Origin of the sequence: Nocardiopsis sp. NPDC049922, from assembly GCF_040660275.1 — a bacterium.
Taxonomy (GTDB): domain Bacteria; phylum Actinomycetota; class Actinomycetes; order Streptosporangiales; family Streptosporangiaceae; genus Nocardiopsis.
Window position 1 is genome coordinate 15,475 of record NZ_JBFAME010000005.1, and the last position, 25,912, is coordinate 41,386.

Annotated in this window: 25 protein-coding genes; 11 read left to right on the top strand and 14 right to left on the bottom strand. The window is 71.7% G+C overall.

The window, feature by feature from the left end; all coding sequences use genetic code 11:
• Nucleotides 1-386 precede the first annotated feature (386 nt).
• From AB0I72_RS11090 to AB0I72_RS11105, 4 genes are all read right to left on the bottom strand, one after another.
• Entirely contained in the window at nt 387-1,145 is a 759-nt protein-coding gene (locus AB0I72_RS11090; protein WP_358565720.1) for a cytidylate kinase-like family protein, read from the bottom strand.
• A gap of 209 nt (nt 1,146-1,354) precedes the next feature.
• Entirely contained in the window at nt 1,355-2,311 is a 957-nt protein-coding gene (locus AB0I72_RS11095; protein ID WP_358565722.1) for a tetratricopeptide repeat protein, read from the bottom strand.
• Between the two features lie 299 nt (nt 2,312-2,610).
• A complete protein-coding gene (locus AB0I72_RS11100) occupies nt 2,611-4,341 on the bottom strand; it encodes a methylmalonyl-CoA mutase family protein (RefSeq protein ID WP_358565725.1) in 1,731 nt (576 codons plus the stop codon).
• Between the two features lie 75 nt (nt 4,342-4,416).
• Entirely contained in the window at nt 4,417-4,932 is a 516-nt protein-coding gene (locus tag AB0I72_RS11105) for a MarR family transcriptional regulator (protein WP_358566640.1), read from the bottom strand.
• A 405-nt stretch (nt 4,933-5,337) separates the two neighbouring features.
• Between AB0I72_RS11105 and AB0I72_RS11110 the strand changes: the two genes are divergently transcribed.
• The gene (locus tag AB0I72_RS11110) at nt 5,338-7,293 is read left to right on the top strand and encodes a glycoside hydrolase family 18 chitinase (protein WP_358565727.1); all 1,956 of its coding nucleotides are present in this window, start codon (nt 5,338-5,340) and stop codon (nt 7,291-7,293) included.
• Between the two features lie 133 nt (nt 7,294-7,426).
• Here AB0I72_RS11110 and meaB read toward each other — a convergent pair whose 3' ends face one another.
• Both meaB and AB0I72_RS11120 read right to left on the bottom strand, forming a co-directional pair.
• Nucleotides 7,427-8,374, bottom strand: coding sequence for a methylmalonyl Co-A mutase-associated GTPase MeaB (meaB, locus tag AB0I72_RS11115; protein ID WP_358565730.1), 948 nt, complete (start codon nt 8,372-8,374; stop codon nt 7,427-7,429).
• Nucleotides 8,375-8,416: 42 nt separating this feature from the next.
• The gene (locus AB0I72_RS11120; RefSeq protein WP_358565733.1) at nt 8,417-9,604 is read right to left on the bottom strand and encodes an acetyl-CoA C-acetyltransferase; all 1,188 of its coding nucleotides are present in this window, start codon (nt 9,602-9,604) and stop codon (nt 8,417-8,419) included.
• Nucleotides 9,605-9,690: 86 nt separating this feature from the next.
• On the opposite strand from AB0I72_RS11120, the gene mce reads away from it, so the two are divergent.
• Both mce and AB0I72_RS11130 read left to right on the top strand, forming a co-directional pair.
• The gene (gene mce, locus AB0I72_RS11125; protein WP_358565736.1) at nt 9,691-10,149 is read left to right on the top strand and encodes a methylmalonyl-CoA epimerase; all 459 of its coding nucleotides are present in this window, start codon (nt 9,691-9,693) and stop codon (nt 10,147-10,149) included.
• Between the two features lie 308 nt (nt 10,150-10,457).
• The gene (locus tag AB0I72_RS11130) at nt 10,458-11,732 is read left to right on the top strand and encodes a DivIVA domain-containing protein (protein ID WP_358565739.1); all 1,275 of its coding nucleotides are present in this window, start codon (nt 10,458-10,460) and stop codon (nt 11,730-11,732) included.
• Between the two features lie 126 nt (nt 11,733-11,858).
• Here AB0I72_RS11130 and AB0I72_RS11135 read toward each other — a convergent pair whose 3' ends face one another.
• The 3 genes from AB0I72_RS11135 to AB0I72_RS11145 all read right to left on the bottom strand — a co-directional run bounded on the left by AB0I72_RS11135 (nt 11,859) and on the right by AB0I72_RS11145 (nt 14,228).
• Nucleotides 11,859-12,599, bottom strand: coding sequence for an alpha/beta hydrolase (locus tag AB0I72_RS11135; protein WP_358565742.1), 741 nt, complete (start codon nt 12,597-12,599; stop codon nt 11,859-11,861).
• A gap of 30 nt (nt 12,600-12,629) precedes the next feature.
• The gene (locus tag AB0I72_RS11140; protein ID WP_358565745.1) at nt 12,630-12,950 is read right to left on the bottom strand and encodes an ATP/GTP-binding protein; all 321 of its coding nucleotides are present in this window, start codon (nt 12,948-12,950) and stop codon (nt 12,630-12,632) included.
• Between the two features lie 84 nt (nt 12,951-13,034).
• Nucleotides 13,035-14,228, bottom strand: coding sequence for a 3-hydroxybutyryl-CoA dehydrogenase (locus AB0I72_RS11145; RefSeq protein WP_358565748.1), 1,194 nt, complete (start codon nt 14,226-14,228; stop codon nt 13,035-13,037).
• Nucleotides 14,229-14,459: 231 nt separating this feature from the next.
• On the opposite strand from AB0I72_RS11145, the gene nucS reads away from it, so the two are divergent.
• The 8 genes from nucS to AB0I72_RS11185 all read left to right on the top strand — a co-directional run bounded on the left by nucS (nt 14,460) and on the right by AB0I72_RS11185 (nt 22,238).
• Entirely contained in the window at nt 14,460-15,137 is a 678-nt protein-coding gene (nucS, locus tag AB0I72_RS11150; protein ID WP_358565751.1) for an endonuclease NucS, read from the top strand.
• Nucleotides 15,138-15,229: 92 nt separating this feature from the next.
• Nucleotides 15,230-16,111, top strand: a complete 882-nt coding sequence (locus tag AB0I72_RS11155; protein WP_358565754.1) for an ABC transporter ATP-binding protein — start codon at nt 15,230-15,232, stop codon at nt 16,109-16,111.
• Nucleotides 16,108-16,926 carry an ABC transporter permease gene (locus AB0I72_RS11160; protein WP_358565757.1) on the top strand — a complete coding sequence of 273 codons (819 nt, stop codon included), beginning with the start codon at nt 16,108-16,110 and terminating at the stop codon, nt 16,924-16,926. Before AB0I72_RS11155 ends, AB0I72_RS11160 begins: the two co-directional genes overlap by 4 nt.
• A 6-nt stretch (nt 16,927-16,932) precedes the next feature.
• The gene (locus AB0I72_RS11165) at nt 16,933-18,189 is read left to right on the top strand and encodes a sensor histidine kinase (protein ID WP_358565760.1); all 1,257 of its coding nucleotides are present in this window, start codon (nt 16,933-16,935) and stop codon (nt 18,187-18,189) included.
• Entirely contained in the window at nt 18,186-18,818 is a 633-nt protein-coding gene (locus AB0I72_RS11170) for a response regulator transcription factor (RefSeq protein WP_358565763.1), read from the top strand. The genes AB0I72_RS11165 and AB0I72_RS11170 overlap by 4 nt, the downstream gene beginning before the upstream one ends.
• Before the next feature lie 73 nt (nt 18,819-18,891).
• Nucleotides 18,892-19,557 carry a DUF1707 domain-containing protein gene (locus AB0I72_RS11175; RefSeq protein ID WP_358565766.1) on the top strand — a complete coding sequence of 222 codons (666 nt, stop codon included), beginning with the start codon at nt 18,892-18,894 and terminating at the stop codon, nt 19,555-19,557.
• A 316-nt stretch (nt 19,558-19,873) separates the two neighbouring features.
• Nucleotides 19,874-21,337, top strand: a complete 1,464-nt coding sequence (locus tag AB0I72_RS11180; RefSeq protein WP_358565769.1) for a M20/M25/M40 family metallo-hydrolase — start codon at nt 19,874-19,876, stop codon at nt 21,335-21,337.
• Nucleotides 21,338-21,641: 304 nt separating this feature from the next.
• A complete protein-coding gene (locus AB0I72_RS11185) occupies nt 21,642-22,238 on the top strand; it encodes a cob(I)yrinic acid a,c-diamide adenosyltransferase (protein WP_358565772.1) in 597 nt (198 codons plus the stop codon).
• On the opposite strand, the gene AB0I72_RS11190 is transcribed toward AB0I72_RS11185, so the two are convergent.
• From AB0I72_RS11190 to AB0I72_RS11210, 5 genes are all read right to left on the bottom strand, one after another.
• Entirely contained in the window at nt 22,235-22,528 is a 294-nt protein-coding gene (locus AB0I72_RS11190; RefSeq protein ID WP_017600345.1) for a thiamine-binding protein, read from the bottom strand. The genes AB0I72_RS11185 and AB0I72_RS11190 overlap by 4 nt on opposite strands.
• Nucleotides 22,529-22,572: 44 nt before the next feature.
• Nucleotides 22,573-23,064, bottom strand: coding sequence for a DUF2550 domain-containing protein (locus tag AB0I72_RS11195; protein WP_358565775.1), 492 nt, complete (start codon nt 23,062-23,064; stop codon nt 22,573-22,575).
• A 24-nt stretch (nt 23,065-23,088) separates the two neighbouring features.
• The gene (locus AB0I72_RS11200; RefSeq protein ID WP_358565778.1) at nt 23,089-23,478 is read right to left on the bottom strand and encodes a F0F1 ATP synthase subunit epsilon; all 390 of its coding nucleotides are present in this window, start codon (nt 23,476-23,478) and stop codon (nt 23,089-23,091) included.
• Nucleotides 23,479-23,549: 71 nt separating this feature from the next.
• Complete coding sequence (gene atpD / locus AB0I72_RS11205; RefSeq protein ID WP_358565781.1) at nt 23,550-24,992, bottom strand: F0F1 ATP synthase subunit beta; 1,443 nt, start codon at nt 24,990-24,992, stop codon at nt 23,550-23,552.
• 5 nt (nt 24,993-24,997) lie between these two features.
• Nucleotides 24,998-25,912 carry a F0F1 ATP synthase subunit gamma gene (locus AB0I72_RS11210; protein ID WP_358565784.1) on the bottom strand — a complete coding sequence of 305 codons (915 nt, stop codon included), beginning with the start codon at nt 25,910-25,912 and terminating at the stop codon, nt 24,998-25,000.

Genomic DNA, 25,912 nt, shown 5'->3' on the forward strand with positions numbered 1-25,912 from the left:
CCCCTCCCGTCGCCCACCACGCCCAGCGGCCGCTTCGGGGCGGGGTGGGACGCCCGCCCGTCGCCCTCCGCCGACCCCGCGCCCGGTCCGGCCGACGCCGCGCGCCGACCCCGCGCCGAGCGCGGTCTCGACACGCGTGCCCGCTCGGGCGGAGCGTTGGGGTTGTCTGCGTGTCCGCTGCGCGCGGTATCTCTCCATGGTGCACCGCGCCGGGGACCGCGGTCACGGGAGGGGGCTGGTTCGGACTCGCGACCGGGTCGCCTCACCCTACCGGAGTCAAGGCCAGATCGTCAGCAGGAGGGGACATTTCGACCCTTGGTAAAAAACTCCATAACTTTCCATGACGGTCGCTGGGCGGCGAGGCGACGTCACAGAACCCGACCGGGTCAGCCGTCCCCGCCGTTCGTCGCGTTCCCGGCGTCACCGCCCGTGCCGTCCTCGTCCGCTCTTCGGCCCCGGGCGGCCTGGACCACGATGTCCACGCACGCCTCGATGGTGAACGCGGTGCCGTCCAGGAGGAGGTGGTACAGATCCGGGGACGCGGGGTCGACACGGTAGAAGCGGCGGACGTAGGCGGTGCGGGCGCGGTCGTTGTCGTCGAGCAGCCGGAGGGTGGGCGCGGTGTCGCACCAGTCGTAGCCGCCGACCTCGTCGCGGTTCCCGGACTCGAACAGCTCGCGGGCGCGGCGCAGCCGGGCGTGCCGGTCTCCGTCGACGCGTACGTGCAGGGCGGTGGGGTGGTCGGCCAGGACCACGGCGGCCCCACGGCCGAGCACCACTCCCCCGGAGTGGCCGACCTCACCGATGACGCGTTCGGTCTCCTCGACGAACTCGTGGTCGTACAGCAGGCGCCCCTGCTCGTCGGTGGACCCGGCCAGCGCCGTGTCCACACCGCCGAGGGTGACGGTGGGGAGTCGCGCCGCGCTGGCGAGGAGGCGTTCGAGACCGCCGGGGCTGCGGCCGTCGTGGCGCAGCGCCTCCTCCAGGGAGCAGCCGATGTGGGCGGCCACCGCACTGGGGACGGCACGGTCGAGGAAGGGCACGCCGAGCCGCGCGGCGACCGCGGGGCCGATCACGGCGCCTCCGGTGCCGAAGGTCGCCGAGATCGTGACCACGGGGCCACCGCGGGGAGTGTCGTCGTTCATGGGCACCTGCCGGATCGCCATCGGGCCGTGCGACCCGCCGTCACCGGGTTCGTACCCCCTGCTCGGTGGGCTATCCCGCCGCCCGTGGGAGCAGAAGAACGCGACGATTTACCCGTTTGTCCATGTTTGTGACGCCCTGGGCATCCCCGGGTGCCGACGTCGGAATTCCCGTCCGCCGTCGGCACCCCGTCGTGCCCCGGGGACACACGTCAGAACAGCGCGGAGGTGAGCTTGCGGCGGGCGGCGGCCACGCGCGGGTCGCCGGGCGGCAGGAGCTCGAAGAGCGAGAGCAGGTGGGTGCGCGCCTTGTCGCGGTCGTCGTCCCCGGTGCGCTTCACCGTGGCGATCAGCCGGTCGAACGCGTCCTCGAACTTGCCGCCGTACATGTCGATGTCGGCGACGACGCACTGGGCGGCGACGTCCTCGGGGCGGTCGGCCGCGGCCGTGCGCGCGGCGTTCGCGTCCACCTCCTGGAGGCGGCCGACCAGGCGGACCTGGGCGAGCTTGAGCTTGGACTCGACGTCGTCCGGGGAGGCCTCCACGGCCTTGGCGTAGACGGCCTCGGCGGCGGCGAGGTCACCGCGCTCCAGGGCCGCCTGGGCCTCGGCGTCGACCGGGTCGACCCCGGGCTGCTCAGGCTGTTCGGCCTGCTGCCCCGCCTCGGCCGAGGGCTCCCCCTCGACGGTGCCGGGGTGGCCCGGGGGCAGCATGCCCTGCTCGGCGAGGGCGGCGAACACCTGACCGAGCCAGTCGCGCAGTTGGTCCTCGGTGGCCGGACCGGCGGGGCCGGGCATGACCTGGCCCTGGACGGCGACGATGATCATCGGGGTGGTCGGCACGCGCAGGGCCTGCACGAGCTGCGGGCTGGCCTCGCTGTCGAGCTTGGCGAGGAACCAGTTGCCGCCCGAGGCCGAGGACAGGCGGTCCAGGGCGCTCTCGACCTGCTTGGACTGCTCCGACCATCCGGCGAGCACGGCGAGGACGACCGGGGCGGACATCGACCGTTCCAGGACCTCGGCCTGGAAGTTGGCCTCGTCGACGTTGACGGCGTACGGGTTGGCTCGACCGGCCGACTCCTCGGCGCGCTGCTTGGCCTCGCGTTCCAAGGCCGCCTTGCGCGCAGCGAGGTCAACCGCACTGTTCGGTGAAAAGTCCGAAGGCTGCATACTTCCATCCTGCCGCATGCGCGGGAGGGCGGGTGACGCTCGGCCCACGTGCGTGACCGGACCGGCCCCGAGCCCTCCTCGGCTCCGGCCGTCGCGCACCGGACCGCCGGTCCTTCTCCCCGTAGCTGGCGACGGACGGACAGGCTCCCCGAACGGCCGCGCGCAGGTCATACGAGTGACACCGTAGTGGGGTGCGGCGGCGTCGAACGAGGGAGCCGTGGCGATCGCGAACCCGCCGCCCATGCAGAAGCCGACGTCCCCGATCCCGGAGGAACCCGACCCGTCCGAGCGCCCGCCGCTCAGAAGCGCGGATCCTCCGTGTAGGTCCCGAACTCCTCCCCCATCGTGGCGCAGATCTCCCCGAGCGTGGCCTCGGCGCGGGCGGCGTCCATGATGAGCGGAACCAGGTTGCCGTCGTCGGCGCGGACCCCCTCCAGCAACCGTGCGAGGGCGCGGTCGACGGCGGCTCCGTCGCGTCGCACCCGTCTTTCGGCCAGCGTCCTCTTCTGCTCCCGTTCCACCTCGTGGCTGATCCGGAGGATGTCCAGCTCCCCGGACACGGTGTTCGTGTGGCAGTTGACCCCCACGATCCGCTTGTCGCCCTTCTCCAGCGCCTGCTGGTACTGGAAGGCCGCCTCGGCGATCTCGGAGGTGAAGTACCCGTTCTCGATCCCGGCGAGGATGCCCGAGGTCATCGGTCCGATCTCGTGTTCGGCGTCGCGACCGCCGCCCATGCGCAGGATCCGCGCGAAGATCCGCTCCGCCTCCGCCTCCAGCTCGTCGGTGAGCGACTCCAGGTACCAGGAGCCGCCGAGCGGATCGGCGACGTTGGCCACCCCGGTCTCCTCCATGAGCACCTGCTGGGTGCGCAGCGCGATCTCGGCGGACTGCTCGGTGGGCAGGGCCAGGGTCTCGTCGAGCGCGTTGGTGTGCAGGGAGTTGGTTCCCCCGAGCACCGCGGCGAGCGCCTCGACGGCGGTGCGCACGACGTTGTTGTAGGGCTGCTGCGCGGTGAGCGACACCCCCGCCGTCTGGGTGTGGAACCGCAGCCAGCACGCCTTCTCGGTGGTCGCCCCGTAGGTCTGGCGCATCCAGCGGGCCCAGATGCGGCGGGCGGCACGGAACTTGGCGATCTCCTCGAAGAAGTCGATGTGGGCGTCGAAGAAGAACGACAGCCCCGGCGCGAAGGAGTCGACGTCCAGGCCGCGCGACAGCCCGAGCTCCACGTAGCCGAACCCGTCGGCCAGGGTGTAGGCGAGCTCCTGCGCCGCCGTGGCCCCCGCCTCGCGGATGTGGTAGCCGGACACCGACAGCGGCTTGTAGGCCGGGATGCGCTCCGCGCAGAACTCCATCAGGTCGCCGATGAGGCGCAGGTGCGGCCCCGGGGGGTACAGCCACTCCTTCTGCGCGATGTACTCCTTGAAGATGTCCGTCTGGAGCGTGCCGTTGAGCGTGCCGACGTCCACGCCCTGGCGCTCGGCGGCCACGAGGTACATGCAGAACACGGGGACGGCCGGGCCGCTGACGGTCATGGAGGTGGTCGTCCCGTCGAGCGGGATGCCGTGGAAGAGCAGGTCCATGTCGGCGACCGAGTCGATCGCCACTCCGCAGTGCCCGACCTCGCCCAGGGCGTGCGGTGAGTCGGAGTCGTGGCCCATGAGGGTGGGCATGTCGAAGGCCACGGAGAGACCGCCGCCGCCGGAGTCGAGGATCATCCGGTAGCGCTCGTTGGTCTGGCGCGCGTTGCCGAACCCGGCGAACTGGCGGATGGTCCAGGTCCGGCCGCGGTAACCGGTGGAGTACAGGCCGCGCGTGTAGGGGTACTCGCCCGGCCACCCGATCCGCTCGAATCCGGGGACCTCCGATCCGGGCGGCGGCCCGTAGACCGGCCGCAGTGCGCGCCCGGAGAGCGTGGAGAAGTCCGCCTCGCGCACGCGCGCGGCGTCGTAGCGGCGCTGCCAGCGTTCGCGCCCCGTCTCGATCTCCTCGGCCCCGCCTCCGCCGGTGGGACCCGGTGTGGTGTCCGCCATACGCAAATAGTAGGACGTCCAACTAAGCCTGTACAGGAGACGCGCCCGTGGCGCCCGGCGGCGGGCCGACGGACGTCAGCGGCCCTCTGCCGCGACGGGCGCGGGGAAGTCCCCGAAGTCCGCCCTGAGCTTGGTGAACATCTCGTGCATCCGCCAGAGTTCCTCGTCCGAGTAGCAGCCCAGGGCGAAGTCCATGCCCATGAGGGAGCGGGTGGCCTCCTCGGCGACCTCGCGCCCGGCGTCGGTGATCTCGGCGAGGACGCCGCGGCCGTCGCTCGGGTTGGGGCGGCGGCGCACGAGGCCCTGCCCCTCCAGTCGGTCGATGGTGTTGGTGACGCTGGTCGGATGCACCATGAGCCGCTCACCGATCTTGCCGAGCGGCAGCGCGCCCGTGGAGCTGAAGGTGAGCAGCACCAGGGCCTCGTAACGGGCGAAGGTCAGGCCGAACGGTTTGAGGGCACCGTCCAGCTCCCCGATCAGGATCTGCTGCGCGCGCATGACGGAGGTGACCGCGGCCATGGCGGGCGAGGCGCCCCACCTGCGTGTCCAGTTGTCGTGCGCGCGCTCGATCGGGTCGAACGGAAGATTCAACGGGTTTCCCACGTCGCCACTCTAGCCATGACGCGCGCTTTAGCAGGCAAGTGCTCCCAGCACAAGGGAACCGGGTGGCCACAAGGGGCCAGTTGGGGAACCCGATACCGGTCCAGCTCCCCAGCTCGGAAAAGTCGGTTCCGTGGCGCGGACCACACACCCGGGCGGGGTGAGGGGGAGAAAAAGCCCGACCGCTCTCATTGACTCGCGCGTAAACTATTAGTTAAGTTTCCTAAAAATTAGTTATCCCACGTCAGAGGCGCCATGGCCCGCTCACCACCGCCCCCGACCCGTCCTCGGCTCGAACTCACACCACTCCGCAAGGACCCCCGGACCCCCGCTGCCCGGAGCGCCCGCTCCCCTGCGGTCAGCCCCGTTCATCCCCCCACCCTGGAGATCCCCACCGTGAGAGCACGCCATCTGAGAAACCGGCTCGCCGCGCTGGCCGCGGCGCTGCTCGTCGCCCCACTGGCCCTGGCCCCGACCCCGGCCGCGGCCGCGCCCGGCGAGGTGACCGTCACCTACGTCGAGACGTCCCGGTGGGAGACCGGCTACGGCGGCCAGATCACCGTCCAGAACGAGACCACCAGCGCCCTCACCGACTGGACCGTCACCTTCGACACCCCCGCCGGGGTGGCCATCACCAGCCTGTGGAACGCGACCCACACCGTCTCGGGCAACACCCACACGCTCACCCCGCCGTCCTGGGGCGCGACCGTCCCGGCGGGCGGCTCGTACCAGGTCGGTTTCAACGGCACCCACAACGGCGGCGACACCACACCGGTCGACTGCACGGTCAACGGCGCGCCCTGCTCCGGCGGCCCCACCGAGCCCGACACCGAGGCGCCCTCCACCCCCGGCGGGCTGACCGTCGGCACGGTCACCTCCAACACCGTCGCCCTGTCCTGGGACGCCGCCACCGACAACGTCGCCGTCGCGGGCTACGAGATCGTCTCCGGCGGCCAGGTGGTGCGCTCCGTCGACGGCGACACCCTGACCGCCACCGTCGGCGGACTGCAGCCGCTGACCGAGTACACCTTCACGGTCCGCGCCTACGACACCTCCAACAACCGGGGAGCGGACAGCGCGTCGGTCACCGCCACCACCCTGGAGGGCGGGGGCACCACGCCGACCGACGAGCGCCGCGTCGCCTACTTCACGCAGTGGGGCATCTACTCCCGGGGCTACCTGGTCCGGAACCTGGAGACCTCCGGCACCGCGGAGAACCTCACCCACATCAACTACGCCTTCGGCAACATCAACGCCAACGGCGAGTGCTTCATGGCCAACCAGCTGGGCGAGGGCGACGCCTGGGCCGACTACGGCCGCTCGTTCCGCGCCGACGAGAGCGTCGACGGCGTCGCCGACACCTGGAACCAGGACCTGCGCGGCAACTTCAACCAGCTGCGCAAGCTGAAGGAGATGTACCCGGACCTCAGGGTCAACATCTCGCTCGGCGGCTGGACCTGGTCGGAGCACTTCTCCGACGCGGCCCTGACCCCCGAGTCCCGCGAGCGCATGGTCAGCTCCTGCATCGACCAGTTCCTGCGCGGCAACCTGCCCATGTTCGACGGCGCGGGCGGCCCGGGCGCCGCCGCCGGGGTCTTCGACGGCGTCGACCTCGACTGGGAGTGGCCCGGCAGCGCCGGTCACGAGCACAACACCGTCCGCCCCGAGGACCGGGAGAACTTCACCGCCCTCGTCCAGGAGTTCCGCGACCAGCTGGACGCCCTGGAGGTCGAGACCGGCCGGGCCTACGAGCTGACCGCCTTCCTGCCCGCCGACCCGGACAAGGTCGAGGCCGGATTCCAGATGGGCCAGCTCATGCCCAACTTCGACTTCGTCACCGTGCAGGGCTACGACTACCACGGCGCCTGGGAGGACACCACGGCCCACCAGTCCAACCTGCTGCTGCACCCGGACGACCCCGGGCCGCGCCTGTTCTCCGGCGAGATCGCCGTCCAGGAGTACATCAGCAGGGGTGTCAACCCCGCCGACATGGTGCTCGGCCTGCCGTTCTACAGCCGCGGCTGGACGGGCGTCGACCCCGGGCCGAACGGCGACGGGCTCTTCCAGAGCGCGACGGGTCCCGCGTCGGGCACCTACGAGCAGGGCATCGACGACTGGAAGGTGGTCAAGGACCTGCCGGGCTTCACCCTGCACCGTGACGACGCCCTCGGCACGGCCTGGCTCTACGACGGGAACACCTTCTGGACCTACGACGACGAGATCGCGTTGACCCAGAAGACCGACTGGGCCCAGGCCCAGGGGCTGGGCGGCGTGATGATCTGGTCCATCGACGGCGACGACGCGGGCGGGACCCTCATGGCGGCCGTCGACGCGGCACTGGCCGACGGCTGACCGCCCCAGGCTCCCGGACGGGTGTGCCCGGTCCGGGACGGGCGTCGGTGCTCTGATCCGGGGAGCACCGACGCCCCGGCCGACGCGGACCGATGTGCGACGGTCCGCGTCGGCCCCTTCGCTTCACGAGCGGTCAGGCGCCCAGGTCCTCGAGCACGACGTCGGCGGCGGAGTAGGGGTCGCGCAGCCCCTCGGCCACCTCCCGCGCCAGAGCGTCCAGGCCGCCGTCGACGTCCTCCGCGCCCAGCCGCGAGCGCAGCCGGTCGAGCACGATCCCCTGGATCTCCTCCCGGGCGCGGGCACGGCGCCGCCGCTCCAGCTCACCCGTGGTCTCCAGGTGGGCGCGGTGCTGGTCGACCCGTTCCCACAGCTCCTCGGTGCCCCCGCCCTCGGCCGCCACGGTCATGACGATCGGCGGCTTCCACTCCTCGTCGGTCCGGTCCACCATCGCGACCATCTGCCGCAGCTCGCGCAGGGCGGTCCTGGCGCCGTCCCGGTCGGCCTTGTTCACCGTGAGGACGTCGGCGACCTCCAGCACCCCGGCCTTGGCCGCCTGCACCGAGTCGCCCATCCCCGGGGCGCACAGCACGACGGTGGTGTCCGCCTGCCCGGCGATCTCGACCTCCGCCTGGCCCACGCCGACGGTCTCCACGAGGATCACGTCGAACCCGGCCGCGTCCAGGACCCGCAGCGCGTGCGGCGCGGCCCAGGACAGGCCGCCCAGGTGCCCCCGGGTGGCCATGGAGCGGATGTAGACACCGGGGTCGGTGGCGTGTTCCTGCATCCGCACGCGGTCGCCGAGCAGGGCGCCCCCGGTGAACGGGGACGAGGGGTCCACCGCCAGCACGGCGACCGTCAGCCCCCGGGCGCGGAGCAGGCGCACGACCGCGTTCGTGGTCGTGGACTTGCCCACGCCCGGGGACCCGGTGAAGCCGACGACGCGCGCCCGCCCGGTGGACGGCGCCAGGCCCGCCATGATCTCGCGCAGCTCCGGCGCCCCGTTCTCGACCAGGGTGATCGCGCGGGCCAGCGCCCGGCGGTCACCCTCGCGAACCCGTTCCACCAGTCGGGCGGCGTGCATGGGACTCCTCGTCGGTCCGGCCCCGCTCGGGGCCTCGGACACCTACTCCGCGGGCACCGTGAACAGCAGGGCATCGCCCTGGCCCCCGCCGCCGCACAGGGCGGCGGCGCCCAGCCCGCCGCCGCGGCGGCGCAGCTCGTGGACCAGGTGCAGGGCGATGCGCGCGCCGGAGGCGCCGATCGGGTGGCCGATCGCGATGGCGCCGCCGTTGACGTTGACGATGTCCTCGGAGATGCCCAGGTCCTTGACCGACTGGATGCCGACGGCGGCGAACGCCTCGTTGATCTCGACCAGGTCCAGGTCCGCGACGCTCTTCCCCGCCTTGGCCAGCGCGTGCTTGATGGCGTTGGAGGGCTGCGAGTGCAGGGAGTTGTCCGGGCCCGCGACGTTGCCGTGCGCCCCGATCTCCGCCAGGACCGGCGCTCCGAGCTCATTGGCCTTGGCTCGGCTCATCACGACCACGGCGGCGGCGCCGTCGGAGATCTGCGAGGAGGACCCGGCGGTGATCGTCCCGTCGCTGTCGAAGGCCGGGCGCAGTCTGGCCAGGCTCTCGGCGGTGGTGCCGGGGCGGATGCCCTCGTCGGTCTCGAAGACCACGGGGTCGCCCTTGCGCTGCGGGATCTCCACGGGGACGATCTCCCGGGTGAACCGGCCCTCGGCGGTCGCGGCGGCGGCACGCTGGTGGGAGCGGGCGGCGAACGCGTCCTGCTCCTCACGGCCGATGCCGAGCTTGGCGTTGTGCCGCTCGGTCGAGGCGCCCATGGACTCGCCCTCGAAGGCGTCGGTGAGACCGTCGTGCGCGGTGGCGTCGAGGACCTCCACCGAGCCGTACTTGTAGCCCTGGCGGGCCTTGGGCAGCAGGTGGGGGGCGTTGGTCATGGACTCCATGCCGCCCGCGACCACGATGTCGAACTCGCCCGCGGCGATGAGCTGGTCGGCGAGCGCGATCGCGTCCAGACCCGACAGGCACACCTTGTTGATGGTGACGGAGGGGACGCTCATGGGGATCCCGGCCCTGACGGCGGCCTGGCGGGACGGGATCTGCCCGGCACCGGCCTGGAGCACCTGTCCCATGACCACGTATCCGACCTGTTCGCCGCTGACGCCGGCGCGCTCCAGGGCCGCCTTGATCGCGAAGCCCCCCAGTTCGGCGGCGGAGAACCCGGCGAGGGAGCCGAGGAGTCTGCCGGTGGGGGTCCGCGCCCCACCGACGATGACGGAACCGGGCATCGTAACTGGCCTCCATGTGATCGGGGACGCACCTGGTCTGCAACGATACCCACACAGCGTTCAGCGACGTCCGGGAGGTTCCACCCATGAGCGACGCACCCGCCCCGACCATCCCGTTCTCCGGGCTGACCAGGCTCGACCACGTGGGGATCGCGTGCCGCGACCTCGACGCCTCGATCGAGTTCTACCGCCGGACCTACGGGTTCGAGGTCGAGCACGAGGAGGTCAACGAGGAACAGGGGGTACGCGAGGCGATGCTCCGAATCAACGGCACCGACGACGGCGGAGCCACGTATCTGCAACTGCTCGAACCCACCCGCCCGGACTCCCCCGTGGCGAAGTTCCTCGACCGCAACGGCGAGGGCGTGCACCACATCGCCTTCGGGACCTCCGACGTCGCCGACAGCGCCGCGACGGTCGGCGCGCGGGACGTGCGCGTCCTGGACCGGGAGCCGCGCCACGGGACGCTGGGGTCGCGCATCGTGTTCCTGCACCCCAAGGACTGCGGAGGCGTGCTCACCGAACTCGTGCAGAGCGCGGGGTGAACGCCCGGTGTGAGATCCCTCCCCGACTCCGATGTCACGGGCGCGTTCCAGCCACGTCACGGCTTGGATTCCTCGGGACGAGTTGACCTCGGGCCATCGGAAGTTACCCGAAACCCTCTTCCCAGGCGTTCCACGCTTGATAAAGTCGCCTAGCCGCCGGAGTGTTCTTCCGGCGTCGGTCCATGTCTTCCGGTCCGGCCGCCGCACGCCCGGACACCGCACGCCCACCGGGGACGACGCGGCCGCCTTCCGCCGCCCCCCGGCCGCTCGCAAGTAAGCCGTCTCGCACCCGTTCAGGATTCCGCCACATGTCGTCAAACAACATTGACTCCCAACTCGACAACATCTTCAACGAGGACAACACCCCACCCGAATTCGACGTGGTGCTGCGTGGCTACGACCGCACCCAGGTGGACGACTACGCGGCCAGCCTCCGTAGCGAGCTGGACCAGTCCAACAAGAAGATCGAGAAGTTCAAGGCCGAGCTGAGCGCCAAGAACCGCCAGCTCCAGGAACGCGAGCGCCCCTCCTACGCCGGCCTGGGCTCGCGGATCGAGGAGCTGCTGCGCCTGGCCGAGGAGCAGGCCAACGAGCTGGTCCAGAGCGCCCAGATCGACGCCAACGACATCCGCTCCGCCGCCAAGATCGAGGCCGCCGAGATGCGCGCCGCCGCCGAGTCGGAGGCGACCGAGGTGCGCACCCTCGCCCAGCGCGAGGCGGACGAGATGCGCCAGACCGCCGAGTCCGAGGCCGAGGAGATCAGCACCACGGCCCGCCGCGAGGCCGACGAGCTGGCCTCCACCACCGAGCGCGAGGTCCAGAAGAAGCGCTCCGCCGTCGACCACGAGATCGCGGAGAAGCGCGCCACCTTCGAGGGCGAGATCGCCAAGCTGCGCACCACCACCGAGCGCGAGTGCGCCCAGGCGCGCGCCGCCGCCAAGCGCGAGCGCGACGAGACCATCCAGGCCGCCAAGAGCCAGGCCGAGGAGCTGCGCAAGAACGCCGAGCGGGCCTACGCCGAGTCCGAGGCGCGCCGCACCGAGGCCGAGGACCAGTTCGAGCTCCAGCTCGCCGACCGCCGCGCCGAGGCCGAGCGCCAGGACGCCGAGCGGCTCGCCGCGGCCCAGGCCGCCACCCAGAAGATGGTCAGCGAGGCCGAGGAGCGCGCCAACAGCGCCGAGCAGCGGGCCACCAAGGCCAGCCAGCAGGCCGAGCAGACCCGCCGCGACGCCGAGAACCACGCCAAGCAGCTGGTCGGCAACGCCAAGAAGAACGCCGCGCAGATCGAGTCCGAGGCCAAGTCGAAGGCCGAGCACCAGCTCGGCGACGCCAAGGCCGAGGCCAACCGGATCATGACGGCCGCCAAGAAGGAGGTCGACGACCTCAACGCGCAGCGCGACAGCATCCAGTCGCACCTGCAGCAGCTGCGTCAGCTGCTCGGCGGCGGCGCCCCGGCTCCGGCCGCACCGCCCGCCCCGGCCGCCCCCGCGGCGATCGCCCCGAAGGAGGCGCCCGCCGAGGAGGCCAAGCAGCCCGCCCACTCCGGCAAGGGCGCCGACGACGAGGACTGGTGGCAGGAGTAGCGGTCGCGCCGTAGGACGGCCGCTCCGCACACGGCGAGGGGCCCGCACCGGATGTTCATCCAGTGCGGGCCCCTCGTGCGTCGGCGGTCGGGCGTGGCGCGCCGTCGGCGGGCGCGCGGTCCCGGGTCAGGCCAGGGGCGCGACGTCCTTCTCGTGGGGGCCGTCCCACTCGGTGGGCAGCGGGTACGCGGCCGGGTTGACGACCCGGACGATCTCGTCGAGCACCCGGCGCACGTACGGCTCCCCCACCCACAGGTGGCGGGCGCCGTCGACCCCGATGATCTCGGCCTGGGTGAGCGGCGCGAACCGCCGGCGGGCCTCGTCCGGGCGCAGGTAGTCGTCGTGTTCGGGGACCAGCGCGACCACGGGCTTGCCGGAGTCCGCCCACACCCTCATGTCCGCCTCGCCCGCGCGGTGCAGCGGCGGCGACAGCAGGATCGCGCCGTTGACCTGGGGGTCGCAGCCCCACTTGAGCGCCAGCTCGGTCCCGAAGGACCAGCCGAGCAGCCAGGGGTCGGGCAGCCCCTCGAACTCGGTGAACTCGATGGCGGCCAGCACGTCGTGCCGCTCGGTCTCGCCCTCGCCGAAGCTGCCCTGACTGGTGCCGTGGCGCGAGGTGGTGCCGCGGGTGTTGAAGCGCAGCACGGCGAGGTCGGCCAGGGCCGGCAGGCGGAAGGACGCCTTGCGCAGCACGTGGCTGTCCATCATGCCCTCGGCCGTGGGCAGCGGGTGCAGGCACACCAGGGTGGCCACCGGGTCGCGGCCCTCGGGCGTGGCCAGCTCGCCGACCAGTTCCAGGCCGTCGGCGGTGTGCAGGGTGATGGGTCGGCGCACGGCGGGCAGCACCGTGGTGGCTCGGATCTCCATGGCTCCTCAAGTCGTCCGGGTGGGCCGGGGTCAGTGTCGGGGCGAGCGCCGGTAACGCCGGTCCCAGCAGGAGGAGTGCCAGTGCCGCCGGTCGCCGCCGTCCCCGTAGGGCCGCCAGGCCACGACGTGGGCCATGCCGACGGGGATCTCCTGGACGCAGCCGGGGCAGCGGTAGACCTTGGTGGCGGACGCCCCGGGGATCCGGCGCGTGACCCACTCCCCGTCGGGCCCGTTCTCCCGACGCTGCCCACCGGTGATGCGCAGCATCAGGGCGTCCTCGTCGGGCGGCCCCGGGGGACCGCCGCGACCCCGGGAGGACTGACGGCGGGGGGAGTTTCGGCGCGGGCTCACGCGTACCAGGGTAGAAGAGGCCCGCCAGTGGCCGCCGCCACACCGGTGGCGGCGGCTGTGCTCACGGCGCGCTCGCGTCGCGGCTCAGTGGTCGTGGCCGTCGTGCCCGACGTCGGGCAGCTGGTCCACCAGCAGCGGCGCCGGGACCGCGATGGTGGTCAGGCTGTACTCCCCCATGGCGACCAGGGTGGTGACGACGTGCTCGGCGCCGCGCTCCTCCAGGAGCTCGGTCGGTCCCTTGGGGTAGCCGCAGCCGAACCGCATGGCGGTGTCGACGTCGTGGGCGGAGGCGTACCCGTCGCCGATCATGCGCAGGGCGTCGTCGATCTGGGGGGCGATGAGCATCTCGCCCAGCTCCAGGGTCTCCTCCTCGCGGACCATCTCCGCGAAGCGGCCGGTCGGCTGGGGCTCGGCGGGGTCGTCCTTGCCGGCGTAGAAGCCCCGGCCGGTCTTGCGGCCCAGGCGACCGGCCGCGACCATACGGCGCAGCAGCGGGGCGGCGACGTAGCGCGGGTCGCGGTACTCGTCCCACAGCACGTCCATGACGGCCAGGCACACGTCCAGCCCGACGAGGTCGGCGAGGGTCAGCGGGCCCATGGGGAGCCCGGCGGCCTTCTGGGCGGAGGCGTCGATCTCCTCGCGGGTGGCCACGCGGCGCTCGTAGAGGCGGATGGCGTCGTTGATGTAGGGGACCAGGAGCGCGTTGGCGACGAACCCGGCGCGGTCGCCGACCGTCACGGGGGTCTTGCCGATGCGCTTGGCGACCTCGGTGACGATGTCGACGGTCTCGGCGCTGGTGGAGACGGTGGTGACCACCTCGGCGAGCTTCATCACCGGGGCGGGGTTGAAGAAGTGCAGTCCGACGACGCGTTCGGGGCGGCCGGTGAGCGCGGCGATCTCGGTGACCGACAGGGAGGAGGTGTTGGTGGCCAGGATCGTCCCCGGCGGACAGATCCGGTCCAGGTCGGAGAAGACGTCGCGCTTGATCGTCATCCTCTCCGGCACGGCCTCGACGACGAAGTCGGCGTCCGCGAGGTCCTCGCGGGAGGTGGTGAACGTCAGGCGCGCGTCGATCGCGGCGCGCTCCTCCTCGGTGATCTTGCCCCGGCCGACGGCCCGGGAGAGGGATGTCTCGACGTGGCCACGGCCGCGGTCGAGGGCGGCCTGGTCGATCTCGACCCCGGTGACGTCGAACCCCGCCCGGGCGAACACCTCGGCGATGCCCGCGCCCATCGTGCCGAGTCCGACGACACCGACCTTCTCAAATTCCTGCACCATGCGCCCCACCTTAGACGGACGCGTGGTCCGGCGTCCGCGCCGGATCACGCACGTGTTGGTCCGCGGTCCCTCGCCCGGACGCCGGTCCGGCGACGCGCGCGGTCGGCGGAGCGGGGTCGGGGACCGCCCAGGCAAGGTTACTCTCCAGTAACCCGGGGGTCCGCACCGGCGTGGACGGTGTCACCCGGTTTCCGGCACCCGGGCCTCCCGGGAGGCGGTAACGTGGCCGCCGTGCGTCTCGTCATCGCCCGGTGCAGCGTCGACTACGTCGGCCGACTCACCGCACACCTGCCCATGGCTCCCCGCCTGATTCTCATCAAGGCGGACGGAAGCGTGTCCGTCCACGCCGACGACCGCGCGTTCAAGCCGCTCAACTGGATGAATCCGCCGTGCAAGCTGCGCGAGGAGACCGTCGCCGACGGCCCCGACGTGTGGACGGTCACCCACGGCAAGTCCGGTGAGAAGCTCGTGCTGACCGTCGAGGAGGTCATGCACGACACCTCGCACGAGCTCGGCAAGGACCCCGGCCTCCAGAAGGACGGCGTCGAGGCGCACCTGCAGGAGCTGCTCGCGGAGCACATCACCACGCTCGGCGACGGCTACACGCTGATCCGGCGCGAGTACCCCACCGCGATCGGCCCCGTCGACATCCTGTGCCGCGACGGCGAGAACGCCACCGTGGCCGTCGAGCTCAAGCGGCGCGGCGACATCGACGGCGTCGAACAGCTGACCCGCTACCTGGAGCTGCTCAACCGGGACCCCACGCTGGCCCCCGTACGCGGTGTGTTCGCCGCCCAGGAGATCAAGCCCCAGGCGCGTGTGCTCGCCGAGGACCGCGGCATCGCGTGCGTGGTGCTCGACTACGACGAGCTGCGCGGGATCGAGCCGGACACCCTCCGCCTGTTCTGACCGCCGACCGCCCCGGTGTCCTCCGGACGGAGGACAACCCCCGGACCGGACGGCGGATACCGGGTGAGGGCCCCGCGCGCCACGATCGACGTATGGCAACCACCCCACCCGTCGTCGAGGCACGCGGGCTACGCAAGGTGTACGACGGCCGTGCGGCCGTCGACGGCATCGACCTGACCATCCAGCGCGGCGAGGTCTTCGCCCTGCTCGGCCCGAACGGCGCGGGCAAGTCCACCACCGCCGGGATCCTCACCGGCTTCCGGGGCCGCGACGCAGGCGAGGTGACGGTCCTGGGCGCCGACCCGGCACGCGCCGGGCGCCGGTGGCGGTCGCGGATCGGCGTCGTGTGGCAGCAGGAGACCGAGGTCCCCCGCCTGGCCGTGCGCACGGTCGTCCGCCACTTCGCCGGGTACTACCCGCACCCGCGCGACGTGGACGAGGTGCTCGACCTGGCCGGTCTGACCGAGCGGGCCGACGCTCTCGCGCACTCCCTGTCCGGCGGCCAGCGGCGCCGCCTGGACGTCGCCCTGGGCATCGTCGGCCGCCCCGAACTGCTCTTCCTCGACGAACCCACCACCGGGTTCGACCCGCAGGCGCGCCGCGACTTCTGGCGGACGGTCCGCGGCCTGGCCGCCGACGGCACCACCATCGTCCTGACCACGCACTACCTGGACGAGGTCGAGGCGCTGGCCGACCGGGTGTGCGTGATCGCGGACGGCCGGGTGCGCGCCGAGGGCGCCACCGACTCGCTCGGCGGACGGACGGCCGGACTGGCCACCGTGTCCTGGCTGGTCGACGGGGAACCGCGGAGTGTGGACACCGACGAACCGACCCGGGTGGTGCGGCGACTGTCGGACGACTTCTCCGGGGAGGTGCCCGGGCTGACCGTGCACCGGCCCACCCTGGAGGACGTCTACCTGGAGCTGATCGGAGCGCCCTCGGTGGCGGCGGAGACGACGGAGGTCGCGGCGTGAACGACGTGACGACACGGCGGCTGCCCGGACCGGTGCGGGTGGGGCTGTCCCGGGCCTGGCTGGAGACGCGCGAGTTCGCCCGGCACTGGGAGAGCGTGGCGTTCACGTTCGCGCTGCCCGCCCTCATCCTCCTGCTCTTCGGGGTGATCTTCGACGGCTCCACCGGGGACGACATCTCCGCGGCAGAGGTCTACCTCCCCGGGTTGATCGCGATGGGCCTGATGTCGGTCAGCTTCCAGAATCTGGCCATCAGTATCGCCCTGGAGCGCGAGAACGGAACCCTGCGGCGGATGCGGGGCACCCCGATGCCCCCGTCGGCCTACTTCGTCGGCAAGACCGCGCTGGTGTTCGTGCTGGCACTGGGCCAGGTGGCGGTGCTGCTGGCGATCGCGGTCGGGGTGTACGGGGCCGACCTGCCCGCCGACCCCGGCGCGTGGGCGACCATGGCCTGGGTGTTCGTGCTGGGCACGGTCTCCTGCGCACTGCTCGGGATCGCGTTCAGCTCGCTGGCGCGCAGCCCCAACACCGCCTCGGCCATCGTGGTCGTCCCCTTCCTGGCGTTGCAGTTCACCTCCGGCGTCTTCGTCCCCCTGACGGTCCTTCCCGACTGGCTGGTGAACGCGTCCTCGTTGTTCCCCCTCAAGTGGATGGCGCAGGGCATGCGCGCCGCCTTCTACCCGGACGAGGCGGCCGTGCTGGAGCCGTCCGGATCGTGGGACCTACCCATGGTCGCCACCGCTCTGGGAGTGTGGTGCGTGGTCGGGCTCGTCCTGACGCTGGCCACGTTCCGCTGGAAGACGAGGAAGGACGGATAGACGGCGATGACGCGGGAACGGGAGGGCGACCACGCCTGGCGGGTGGGCCGCACCTGGGACGCCTACTTCACGGGGGCGATCACGGTGGTCGCGGTCGTCGCGGTGCTCACCGGCGACGGCTGGCGGGGATGGGCCTCGGCCGCGCTGCTCGGCGGGGCGATCGCCTGGTACCTCCTCGCCGGGCGCCGCCTGTTCCACCCGTGGGCGCCGGAGGACGTCTACGGCAGCCTCCGCACGGTCCCCTTCCTGCTGGGCTTGGTGGTGCTGCTCGCCCCCGCCTACCTGCTCAACCCCACGGCCACGTTCTCGATGTTCGCCGTGGCGCCGGCCGTGTTCATGACCGGGGGCGCGTGGCTGGGCACGGCCGCGATCTCCGCCCTGCTGACCGCCCCGGTCCTGGCCGGAGTGGGCCTGGGGACCCTCACCTGGGACGAGGCGGCCGTCGACCTGCTGGTCCTGTCGGTGATCGTGGCCTTCTCCCTGTGGTTCACGCGCTGGTTCGAACGGGTGGTGGAGCAGAGCCACGAACGCGCCGAACTGATCGAGGCGCTGCGGACCAGCCGGGAGGAGAGCACGCGGCTGTCGGAGGAGGCCGGAGCGCTCGCTGAACGGGAGCGGCTGGCCCGGGAGCTGCACGACACCCTCGCCCAGGGCCTGACGAGCATCATCGCGCTGAGCCAGGCGGTCGAGTCGGAGTTGGACACCGACCCCGCCCTGGCCCGGCGGCATCTGGCGCTCATGCGGGAGACCGCCTCGGAGAACCTCGCCGAGGCTCGCGCCATCGTGACCGCCCGCCAGCCGGTGCAGCTGGAGAACGAGACCCTGGAGGCGGCGCTGTCCCGCATCACCGAGCGGTTCGGCCGCGAGACCGCCGTCTCGGCACGCCTGGGCGTCGACGGCGCCCCCGCCGCGCTTCCCGGCGCCCACCAGGTGTGCCTCCTACGCACCACCCAGGAGGCGCTGGCCAACGTCCGCAGGCACGCCCGCGCGGAGCGGATCGAGGTGCGGCTCTCCTTCGCCCCGGAGTCGGTGGAGCTGACCGTGGCCGACGACGGGCGCGGGTTCACCCCGGGCGGCTCGGGCGGGCACGGCCTGGCCGGGATGCGCGTCCGGGCGGACGCGCTCGGCGGCCTGGTCGAGGTCGAGAGCGCCCCGGGTGCGGGGACGACCGTCCGCCTGGTGCTGCCCCTGGACCCCGAGCCGCCCACCGACGCCGCTCCCACCACCGACGACACCGCCCGCGAGAGAGGGGCCGCACCGTGACGATCCGCGTCCTGCTGGTCGACGACCACCCCGTGGTCCGGGAGGGCATCCGCGGGATGCTCGGCGCCGAGGCCGACCTGGAGATCGTGGGGGACGCCGCCAGCGGCCCCGAGGCGGTCGCCCAGACCGCCGCCCTCGATCCCGACGTGGTCCTCATGGACCTGCGCATGCCCGGCGGCGACGGCGTGGCGGCCACCGAGCGCATCCGCGCCGAACGGCCCGACTGCCACGTGCTGGTGCTCACCACCTACGACACCGACACCGACATCCTGCGCGCGGTGGAGGCCGGGGCGACCGGCTACCTGCTCAAGGACACCCCCCGGGCGCAACTGGCCGAGGCCGTGCGCGCGGCCGCCCGGGGGGAGACGGTGCTCGCCGCGTCCGTCACCGGCCGCCTGGTGGCGGGGATGCGGCGGCGCCCGGAGACACCCGCGCTCTCGCCCCGGGAGGTCGAGGTGCTGCGGTTGGCGGCCGACGGACGCACCAACGCGGAGATCGGCCGGGCGCTGCACATCAGCGCGACCACGGTCAAGACGCACCTCATGCGCGCCTACGACAAACTGGGGGTGGCCGACCGCACGGCGGCCGTGAGCCAGGCGCTCCGCCGGGGGCTGCTCCCCGGCGCGTGAGCGGGCAGGATCAGGGCAGGGTCAGGGATCGCCCCGGATGCGACGAGGCCCCTGACCGACACATCATCGGTCTATGGTGGAGAGAATGAACGAGATCACCCCCTCGGACGAGGGTCGGATGCGCGCCTCCGACGCGGACCGCGACCGGGTCGCGCACCGGCTCCGTGAGGCCCTCGCCGAGGGCCGTCTGGACCCCGACGAGCACAGCGAGCGCCTGGAGGCGCTCTACCAGGCCAAGACACTCGGTGAGCTGGTCCCCATCACCGCGGACCTTCCCGAGCTCAGCGGGGACGCGGCGCCGGCGATGCCCGCCGACCCCGGCAGCCCGCGGTCGCTGCACGGCGGAGCGAGGGTCACTGCCGCCGAGCCCACCAGCCGCCTCGCGGTCGCGGTCATGGGCGGTGCGGACCGGTCGGGGAGCTGGGTGGTCCCGAACCACTTCGTCGCCGCGACCTGTATGGGCGGGGTCGACATCGACCTGCGCGAGGCCCGGTTCACCCAGCGCGAGACCACCATCTGGACCGGCTGCGTCATGGGCGGGATCGACATCGTCGCCCCCGACGACATCGACGTGCGGGTGCACGGACTGCCGATCATGGGCGGGTTCGGGGGCGGCCGGGGACGGCGCGGCCCGGCGGCGCCGAACGCGCCGATCGTGCACGTCCGGGGCTTCGCGGTCATGGGCGGTGTGGACGTCACGTACAAGCGGCGCAAGCACGAGCGGAAGTCCGACGACTGAGCGCGGCCCGACCGCGCACGCGGTGCAGACGTTCTGCTCGAAACGAGCCCTCTATCCAACCACAGTGACCAGCCGGACGTAAGACCCTTGGCTGATTGTGGCAATTTCCCCCTTCGGATCTTGCCGCGTTCCTCCCTCCGGTGACAGGCTGCAGCGGTCGCTTCACCCATGACGGGTGCCCGTCCCCCGCGACCGCGGCGTGACGGCCCCGTACGACGGAGGAGGCTCGTTGCGACCGATCCATGACCGCGTTCGACGACACCGTCAGGGAACATCCCCTTCCCCCACGGCCCGGCGCACGGCGACCGCGGGGCTCATGGCCGCCCTGATGGCCGCCGGAACCCTCGCGGCCGGGGCGCCCGCCCACGCCGCGGGGCCGATCGACCCCGCCCGCCTGCCCGACACGCTGCCGGAGCTGGTGACCACCGGCGCGATCGAACAGCACCTGGAGAACCTCGCCACCATCGCCCACTACAACGGCGGCAACCGCGCCTCGGGGACGCCGGGCTACGACGTGGCCGCGCTGTACATCGAGGACCAGTTGGAGCGGGCGGGGTACGAGCCCTACCGCGACTACTACGAGTACACCGCGTGGGAGGAGAACTCCGACGCCGTCCTGAGACAGACCGCGCCCGACCAGGTCGACCTGGTCAACGGGACCGACTACCGCACCATGAGCTATTCGGCGGCCGGCGACGTGACCGCGCCCGGCGTCCAGGTGGACGTCGACGGCGGCGACAGCGGCTGCACCGCCGACGACTTCGCGGGCTTCCCCGCGGGCGCGGTCGCGGTCACCATGCGCGGGGCCTGTTCCTTCGCCCAGAAGACCCAGAACGCGGCCGACGCGGGAGCCGCGGCGATCCTGGTGATCAACAGCTCCGACGAGCTCTTCTCCGGAACGGTCAGCGAGCCGTCCGACATCCCGGTCATCGGTGTGTCCGGCGCCGCGGGCGCCGACCTGCTGGCCGCCGGGGACGCCCTGGAGCTGCGGGTCATGGTCGACAGCGTCGTGGAGACCCGCGAGTCGTTCAACATCCTGGCCGAGACCGACCGCGGTCGCGACGACAACGTCGTGGTGGTCGGCGGTCACCTCGACAGCGTCGAGGAGGGCCCGGGCATCAACGACAACGGCAGCGGTACCGCCTTCGTCCTGGAGACCGCCATCCAGCTCGCCGAGCAGGCCCCGCCCAACAACCAGGTGCGGTTCGCCTTCTGGGGCACCGAGGAGAGCGGACTGATCGGCTCCACCCGCTACGTCGAGGGGCTGAGCGAGAGCGAGCTGGACGACATCGCGCTCTACCTCAACTTCGACATGATCGGGTCCAGCAACTACGCCCGGTTCATCCTCGACGGCGGCGGCGAGCTGCCCGGCTCCGAGTCCGCGCCGTCCGGCTCGGGGGCGATCGCGGCGGTCCTGGAGGAGTACTTCGACTCGCAGGACCAGGTCAGCGAGCCCGGCGTGCTCAGCGGTCGCACCGACTACCGGCCGTTCAGCGTCGCGGGCGTCCCGGTCGGCGGTCTGTTCAGCGGCGCCGACGGCGTCAAGACCGAGGAGCAGGTCGAGTGGTACGGCGGTACGGCCGGTGAGACGTACGACCCGTACTACCACACCGCCGAGGACACCATGGAGAACGTCAACAGCGACTCCCTGAGCGACCTGTCGGCCGCGGGCGCCTACGCGGTGGAGTTCTTCGCCGAGAGCACCCTTCCGGTGAACGGTGTGTTCCGGACCGCCGCCGCGCCGGACTTCCCGCGCCTGGGCGACGACTGGGTGCGCTAGACCGCGCCGCCTCGGGCCTCCGCTCCACCGGGGCCCGACCACCAGGTCGGGGCGGACGGCGTGAACCCCCCGGTTCCACGCCGCCCGCCCCGAACGGTGCCTCCCCCTCCACGGCGTGCCCGGGTGGCCCCCCTCATCACATCCACTCGGGTTCGCCGCTATGGACACCGTGCGGAAACTACGTTGAGTAGCTCCCTGTGTGCACCAAGGTAGCAGTGACATGGGTCACCTTCACCCCATGATGCGGAACAGTTATCCTCCGTCACACGACCTTCACCAGATCACCGCGGCGTAGGCTGGGCCCATGACCAAACGGGACACGGACACACCGGTCGTACTGTCGAAGATCTACACGCGCACCGGCGACCAGGGCACCACCGCACTCGGTGACATGAGTCGGACGGGTAAGAACGACACGCGGCTGGTCGGGTACGCCGACACCGAGGAGGCCAACGCCGCCATCGGCGTCGCCCTGTCCCTGGGCGAGGTCCCCGACGACGTACGCGCCCTGCTCACACGGGTGCAGAACGAACTGTTCGACCTCGGAGCCGACCTGTCCACCCCGATCACGCCCGACCCGGAGTTCCCGCCCCTGCGCGTCCTCCCCGAGTACGTCACCCGGCTGGAGGAGGCCTGCGACCGCTACAACGCCGACCTGCCCACGCTGCGCAGCTTCATCCTGCCCGGCGGCTCCCCCACGGTCGCACTGCTGCACACCGCGCGCATCGTGGTCCGCAGGGCCGAGCGCAGCGTGTGGGCGGCGATCGACGAACACGGCGAGACGGTCAACCCGCTCACCGCGCGCTACCTCAACCGCCTGTCGGACCTGCTGTTCATCCTCGGCCGGTACGTGGCCGGTGACGGCGACGAGGTGCTGTGGAAGCCCGGCGGGGAGCGTTAGCGCGCCAGCTCGCGCTCGACGGCCTCCACCTTGCTGTGCAGGCCGTCGACCACCCCCTCGCGGATGTCCGCCTTGAGGGTGAGGCTGATCCGGTGCGCGCCCTGCCCGGCGGCGTCGACCGCGCGCCTGACCACGTCCATCACCTCGTCCCACTCACCCTCGACGCTGGTGAACATGGACGTGGTCTCGTTGGGCAGCCCGCTGTCGCGGACCACCTTCACCGCGCGGGCGACAGCGGGCGCGATGTGCTCGTCCGTACCGAGCGGGGTCACAGAGAAAGCGACGATCATGGGGCCACCCTAGGCCTCGCGCGTCCCCCTGTGAAGGACGACACTCAGGCCTCCCACTGCGTCCCCGGAGGCATCGACTCCATCCAGGACAGAAAGCCCGTCAGGGCGGCGTCGCCCATCGCGATCTCGTACTCCGGGGCCCCGGGATCCCCGCCGTCCGCGCCCAGCCAGGCGACCTGGACGACGCTCACGTCCCCCGGCAGGTGCGCCCGGTCGTCCTCGTCCGGCGAACGCCGCCCCACAACGACGAGACCGCGGCGCGACAGCATCGCTGTCGGCCGCGGTCTGAGCGAGAAGATCGGGAACCAGCCCAGGCTCTCCGAGCCGTACCGGCCGAAACCGATACGCCAGGAGCCCCGGCGTCCCGGCACGCCGGGGGCGCGCAGATAACACTCCACGGCCCCGCCGCGCCGTACCAGGACCCACCGGCGCAGGGTGACGGCGACGAACACCGCCAGGAGGACCAGGAGCAGGGCGAGGGCGACCCACTGCGTCGACCCCGTCACCATCCCCGCCTGTGCGGAATGCTGCTCCATGTCCCCCCTCGGTCCCGGGTATCGCTAGGCGACGTCCTCGCCGGCGGCACGCAGACGGCTGCGCGCGCGCCCGAGGGCGTCGTTGTCGCCCTCCTCGGCGGCGCCGGACAGCGCGGTCCGCGCGCGGTCCACGTCGACGTCCTCCGCCAGTTCGGCGGTCTCGGCGAGGATGGAGACCCGGCCCTCGCCGGTGACCGACACGAAACCGCCGTGCGCGGCCGCCCGCACCTCGCCGGTCTCGCGCGCGCCCAGCACGCGCACGACCGCGTCCTGCGCCAGGAGCGCGAGCACGGGCACGTGCCCCGGCTGCACACCGATCTCGCCGTCGACGGTCTTGGCGATGACCATGTCGCCCTCGCCCGCCCAAACCTCACGTTCGGGAGAGACGATCTCGACGAAAAGCTTCTTCGACACTGCCACAAACTCCTCGGCTAGCGGGCGAGTTCGGGCGGGTCGGCGCACGGCCGACCCGCCCGCAAGAACAACTAGCCCTGCAGCTTCTTGGCCTTCTCGACGGCCATCTCGATGTTGCCGACGTCGAGGAACGCCTGCTCGGGCAGGTGGTCGTACTCACCGTCGCAGAGCGCCTTGAAGGAGGCGATGGTCTCCTCCAGCGGCACGAACACGCCCGGGTTGCCGGTGAACTTCTCGGCGACGAACATGTTCTGCGAGAGGAAGCGCTCCAGGCGCCGCGCCCGGTTGACGATGATCTTGTCCTCTTCGGACAGCTCGTCCATACCGAGAATGGCGATCTGGTCCTGCAGGTCGTTGTTGCGCTGCAGGATCTCCTTCACGCGCTGGGCCACCTGGTAGTGCTCCTCTCCCACGTACTGCGGGTCGAGGATGCGCGAGGTGGAGGCCAGCGGGTCCACCGCCGGGTAGATGCCCTTCTGCGAGATCGGGCGGGAGAGCTCGGTCGTCGCGTCCAGGTGGGCGAAGGTGGTCGCCGGAGCCGGGTCGGTGTAGTCGTCCGCGGGGACGTAGATCGCCTGCATCGAGGTGATCGAGTGACCACGCGTCGAGGTGATCCGCTCCTGGAGCTGACCCATCTCGTCCGCCAGGTTGGGCTGATAACCCACGGCCGAGGGCATGCGGCCCAGCAGCGTGGAGACCTCCGAACCCGCCTGGGTGAAACGGAAGATGTTGTCGATGAACAGGAGCACGTCCTGCTTCTGGACGTCGCGGAAGTACTCCGCCATCGTCAGAGCGGACAGCGCCACGCGCAGACGGGTGCCCGGGGGCTCGTCCATCTGGCCGAAGACGAGAGCGGTGTCCTGGAGGACCTCCATCTCGTCCATCTCCAGGAAGAGGTCCGTACCCTCACGGGTGCGCTCACCGACACCGGCGAACACGGACACACCGCCGAAGTTGCGGGCGATACGGGTGATCATCTCCTGGATCAGCACGGTCTTGCCGACACCGGCGCCACCGAACAGACCGATCTTTCCACCGCGCACGTACGGGGTGAGGAGGTCGATCACCTTGATGCCCGTGACCATCATCTCGGTCTTGGACTCGAGCTGGTCGAAGGCCGGGGCGTCGCGGTGGATCGGCCAGCGCTCGGTGACGTTCAGCTCCGAGGTCGGCACGTCCAGGGACTCGCCCAGGGTGTTGAACACGTGGCCCTTGACGACGTCGCCCACGGGGACGCTGATCGGGGCACCGGTGTCGCGCACCTCGGCGCCGCGGACCATGCCGTCCTGCGGGGCGAGGGAGACGGCCCGCACCAGGTTGTCACCCAGGTGCTGGGCGACCTCCAGGGTGATGGTCTTCTCCTTGCCGCCGACGGTGACGTCGGTGTGCAGGGCGTTGTAGAGGGCAGGGAGGGAGCCGACGGGGAACTCCACGTCGACGACCGGGCCGGTGACCCGGGCGATACGGCCGGTGGCGGTGCCAGCCCCAGCCGTCCCTTCAACAGTCGCAGTCACTTTTGTTACTCACTTCCCGCGCTGGCAGCAGCGAGCGCGTCGGCACCGCCGACAATCTCACTGATCTCGTTGGTGATCTCGGCCTGACGCGCCTGGTTGGCCAGTCGGGTCAGGTTCTTGGCGAGCTCCTCGGCGTTGTCGGTCGCGGCCTTCATGGCCGCGCGACGGGACGCCTGCTGGGACGCGGCGGACTCCAGGAGCGCGAAGTAGATCCTGTTGTTGACGTACTGCGGCAGCAGTCGGTCCAGGGCCTCCTCCGCGGACGGCTCGAACTCGTACAGGGACAGCGGCCCCTGCTCGGCCTCCAGCTCCTCCCGCGACACCGGCTCGACCTCCATGGGAAGGGTCCGGACGGTGTGCGCGCGCTGGGTCAGCATGGAGACGAACTCCGTCGAGATCACGTGGATCTCGTCGACGCCGCCGTCGGCCGCGTCGGCGGTGAACTTCTCCAGCAGCGCGGAGCCGATCTCCTGGGCGTGCGCGTAGGTCGGCCGCTCGGTGATGCCCTCCCACTTGGCCTCGACCGGACGGTCGCGGAAGCCGTAGAACATCACACCCTTGCGGCCCACCATGTAGGTCAGGACCTCCTTGCCCTGCTCCCTGAGGAGCTGGGTGAGGGAGTCCGCCTCCTTGAGCACGTTCGCCGAGAAGGCGCCGGCCAGGCCCTTGTCACTGGTGATGACGAGGACGGCCGCGCGGGTGGGCTGGTCCGACTCCGTCAGCAGCGGGTGGTCGCTGACCCGGGCCGCCAGGGCCGACACGGCCCGCGTGATCTCCCGCGCGTAGGGTCCGGCAGCCTCCGCCGCACGCTGCGCCTTGGTGATGCGCGTCGTGGCGATGAGCTCCATCGCGCGGGTGATCTTCGCGGTCGACTTGGTCGTGCGGATCCTCCGGCGATAGACGCGAAGCTGTGCACCCAT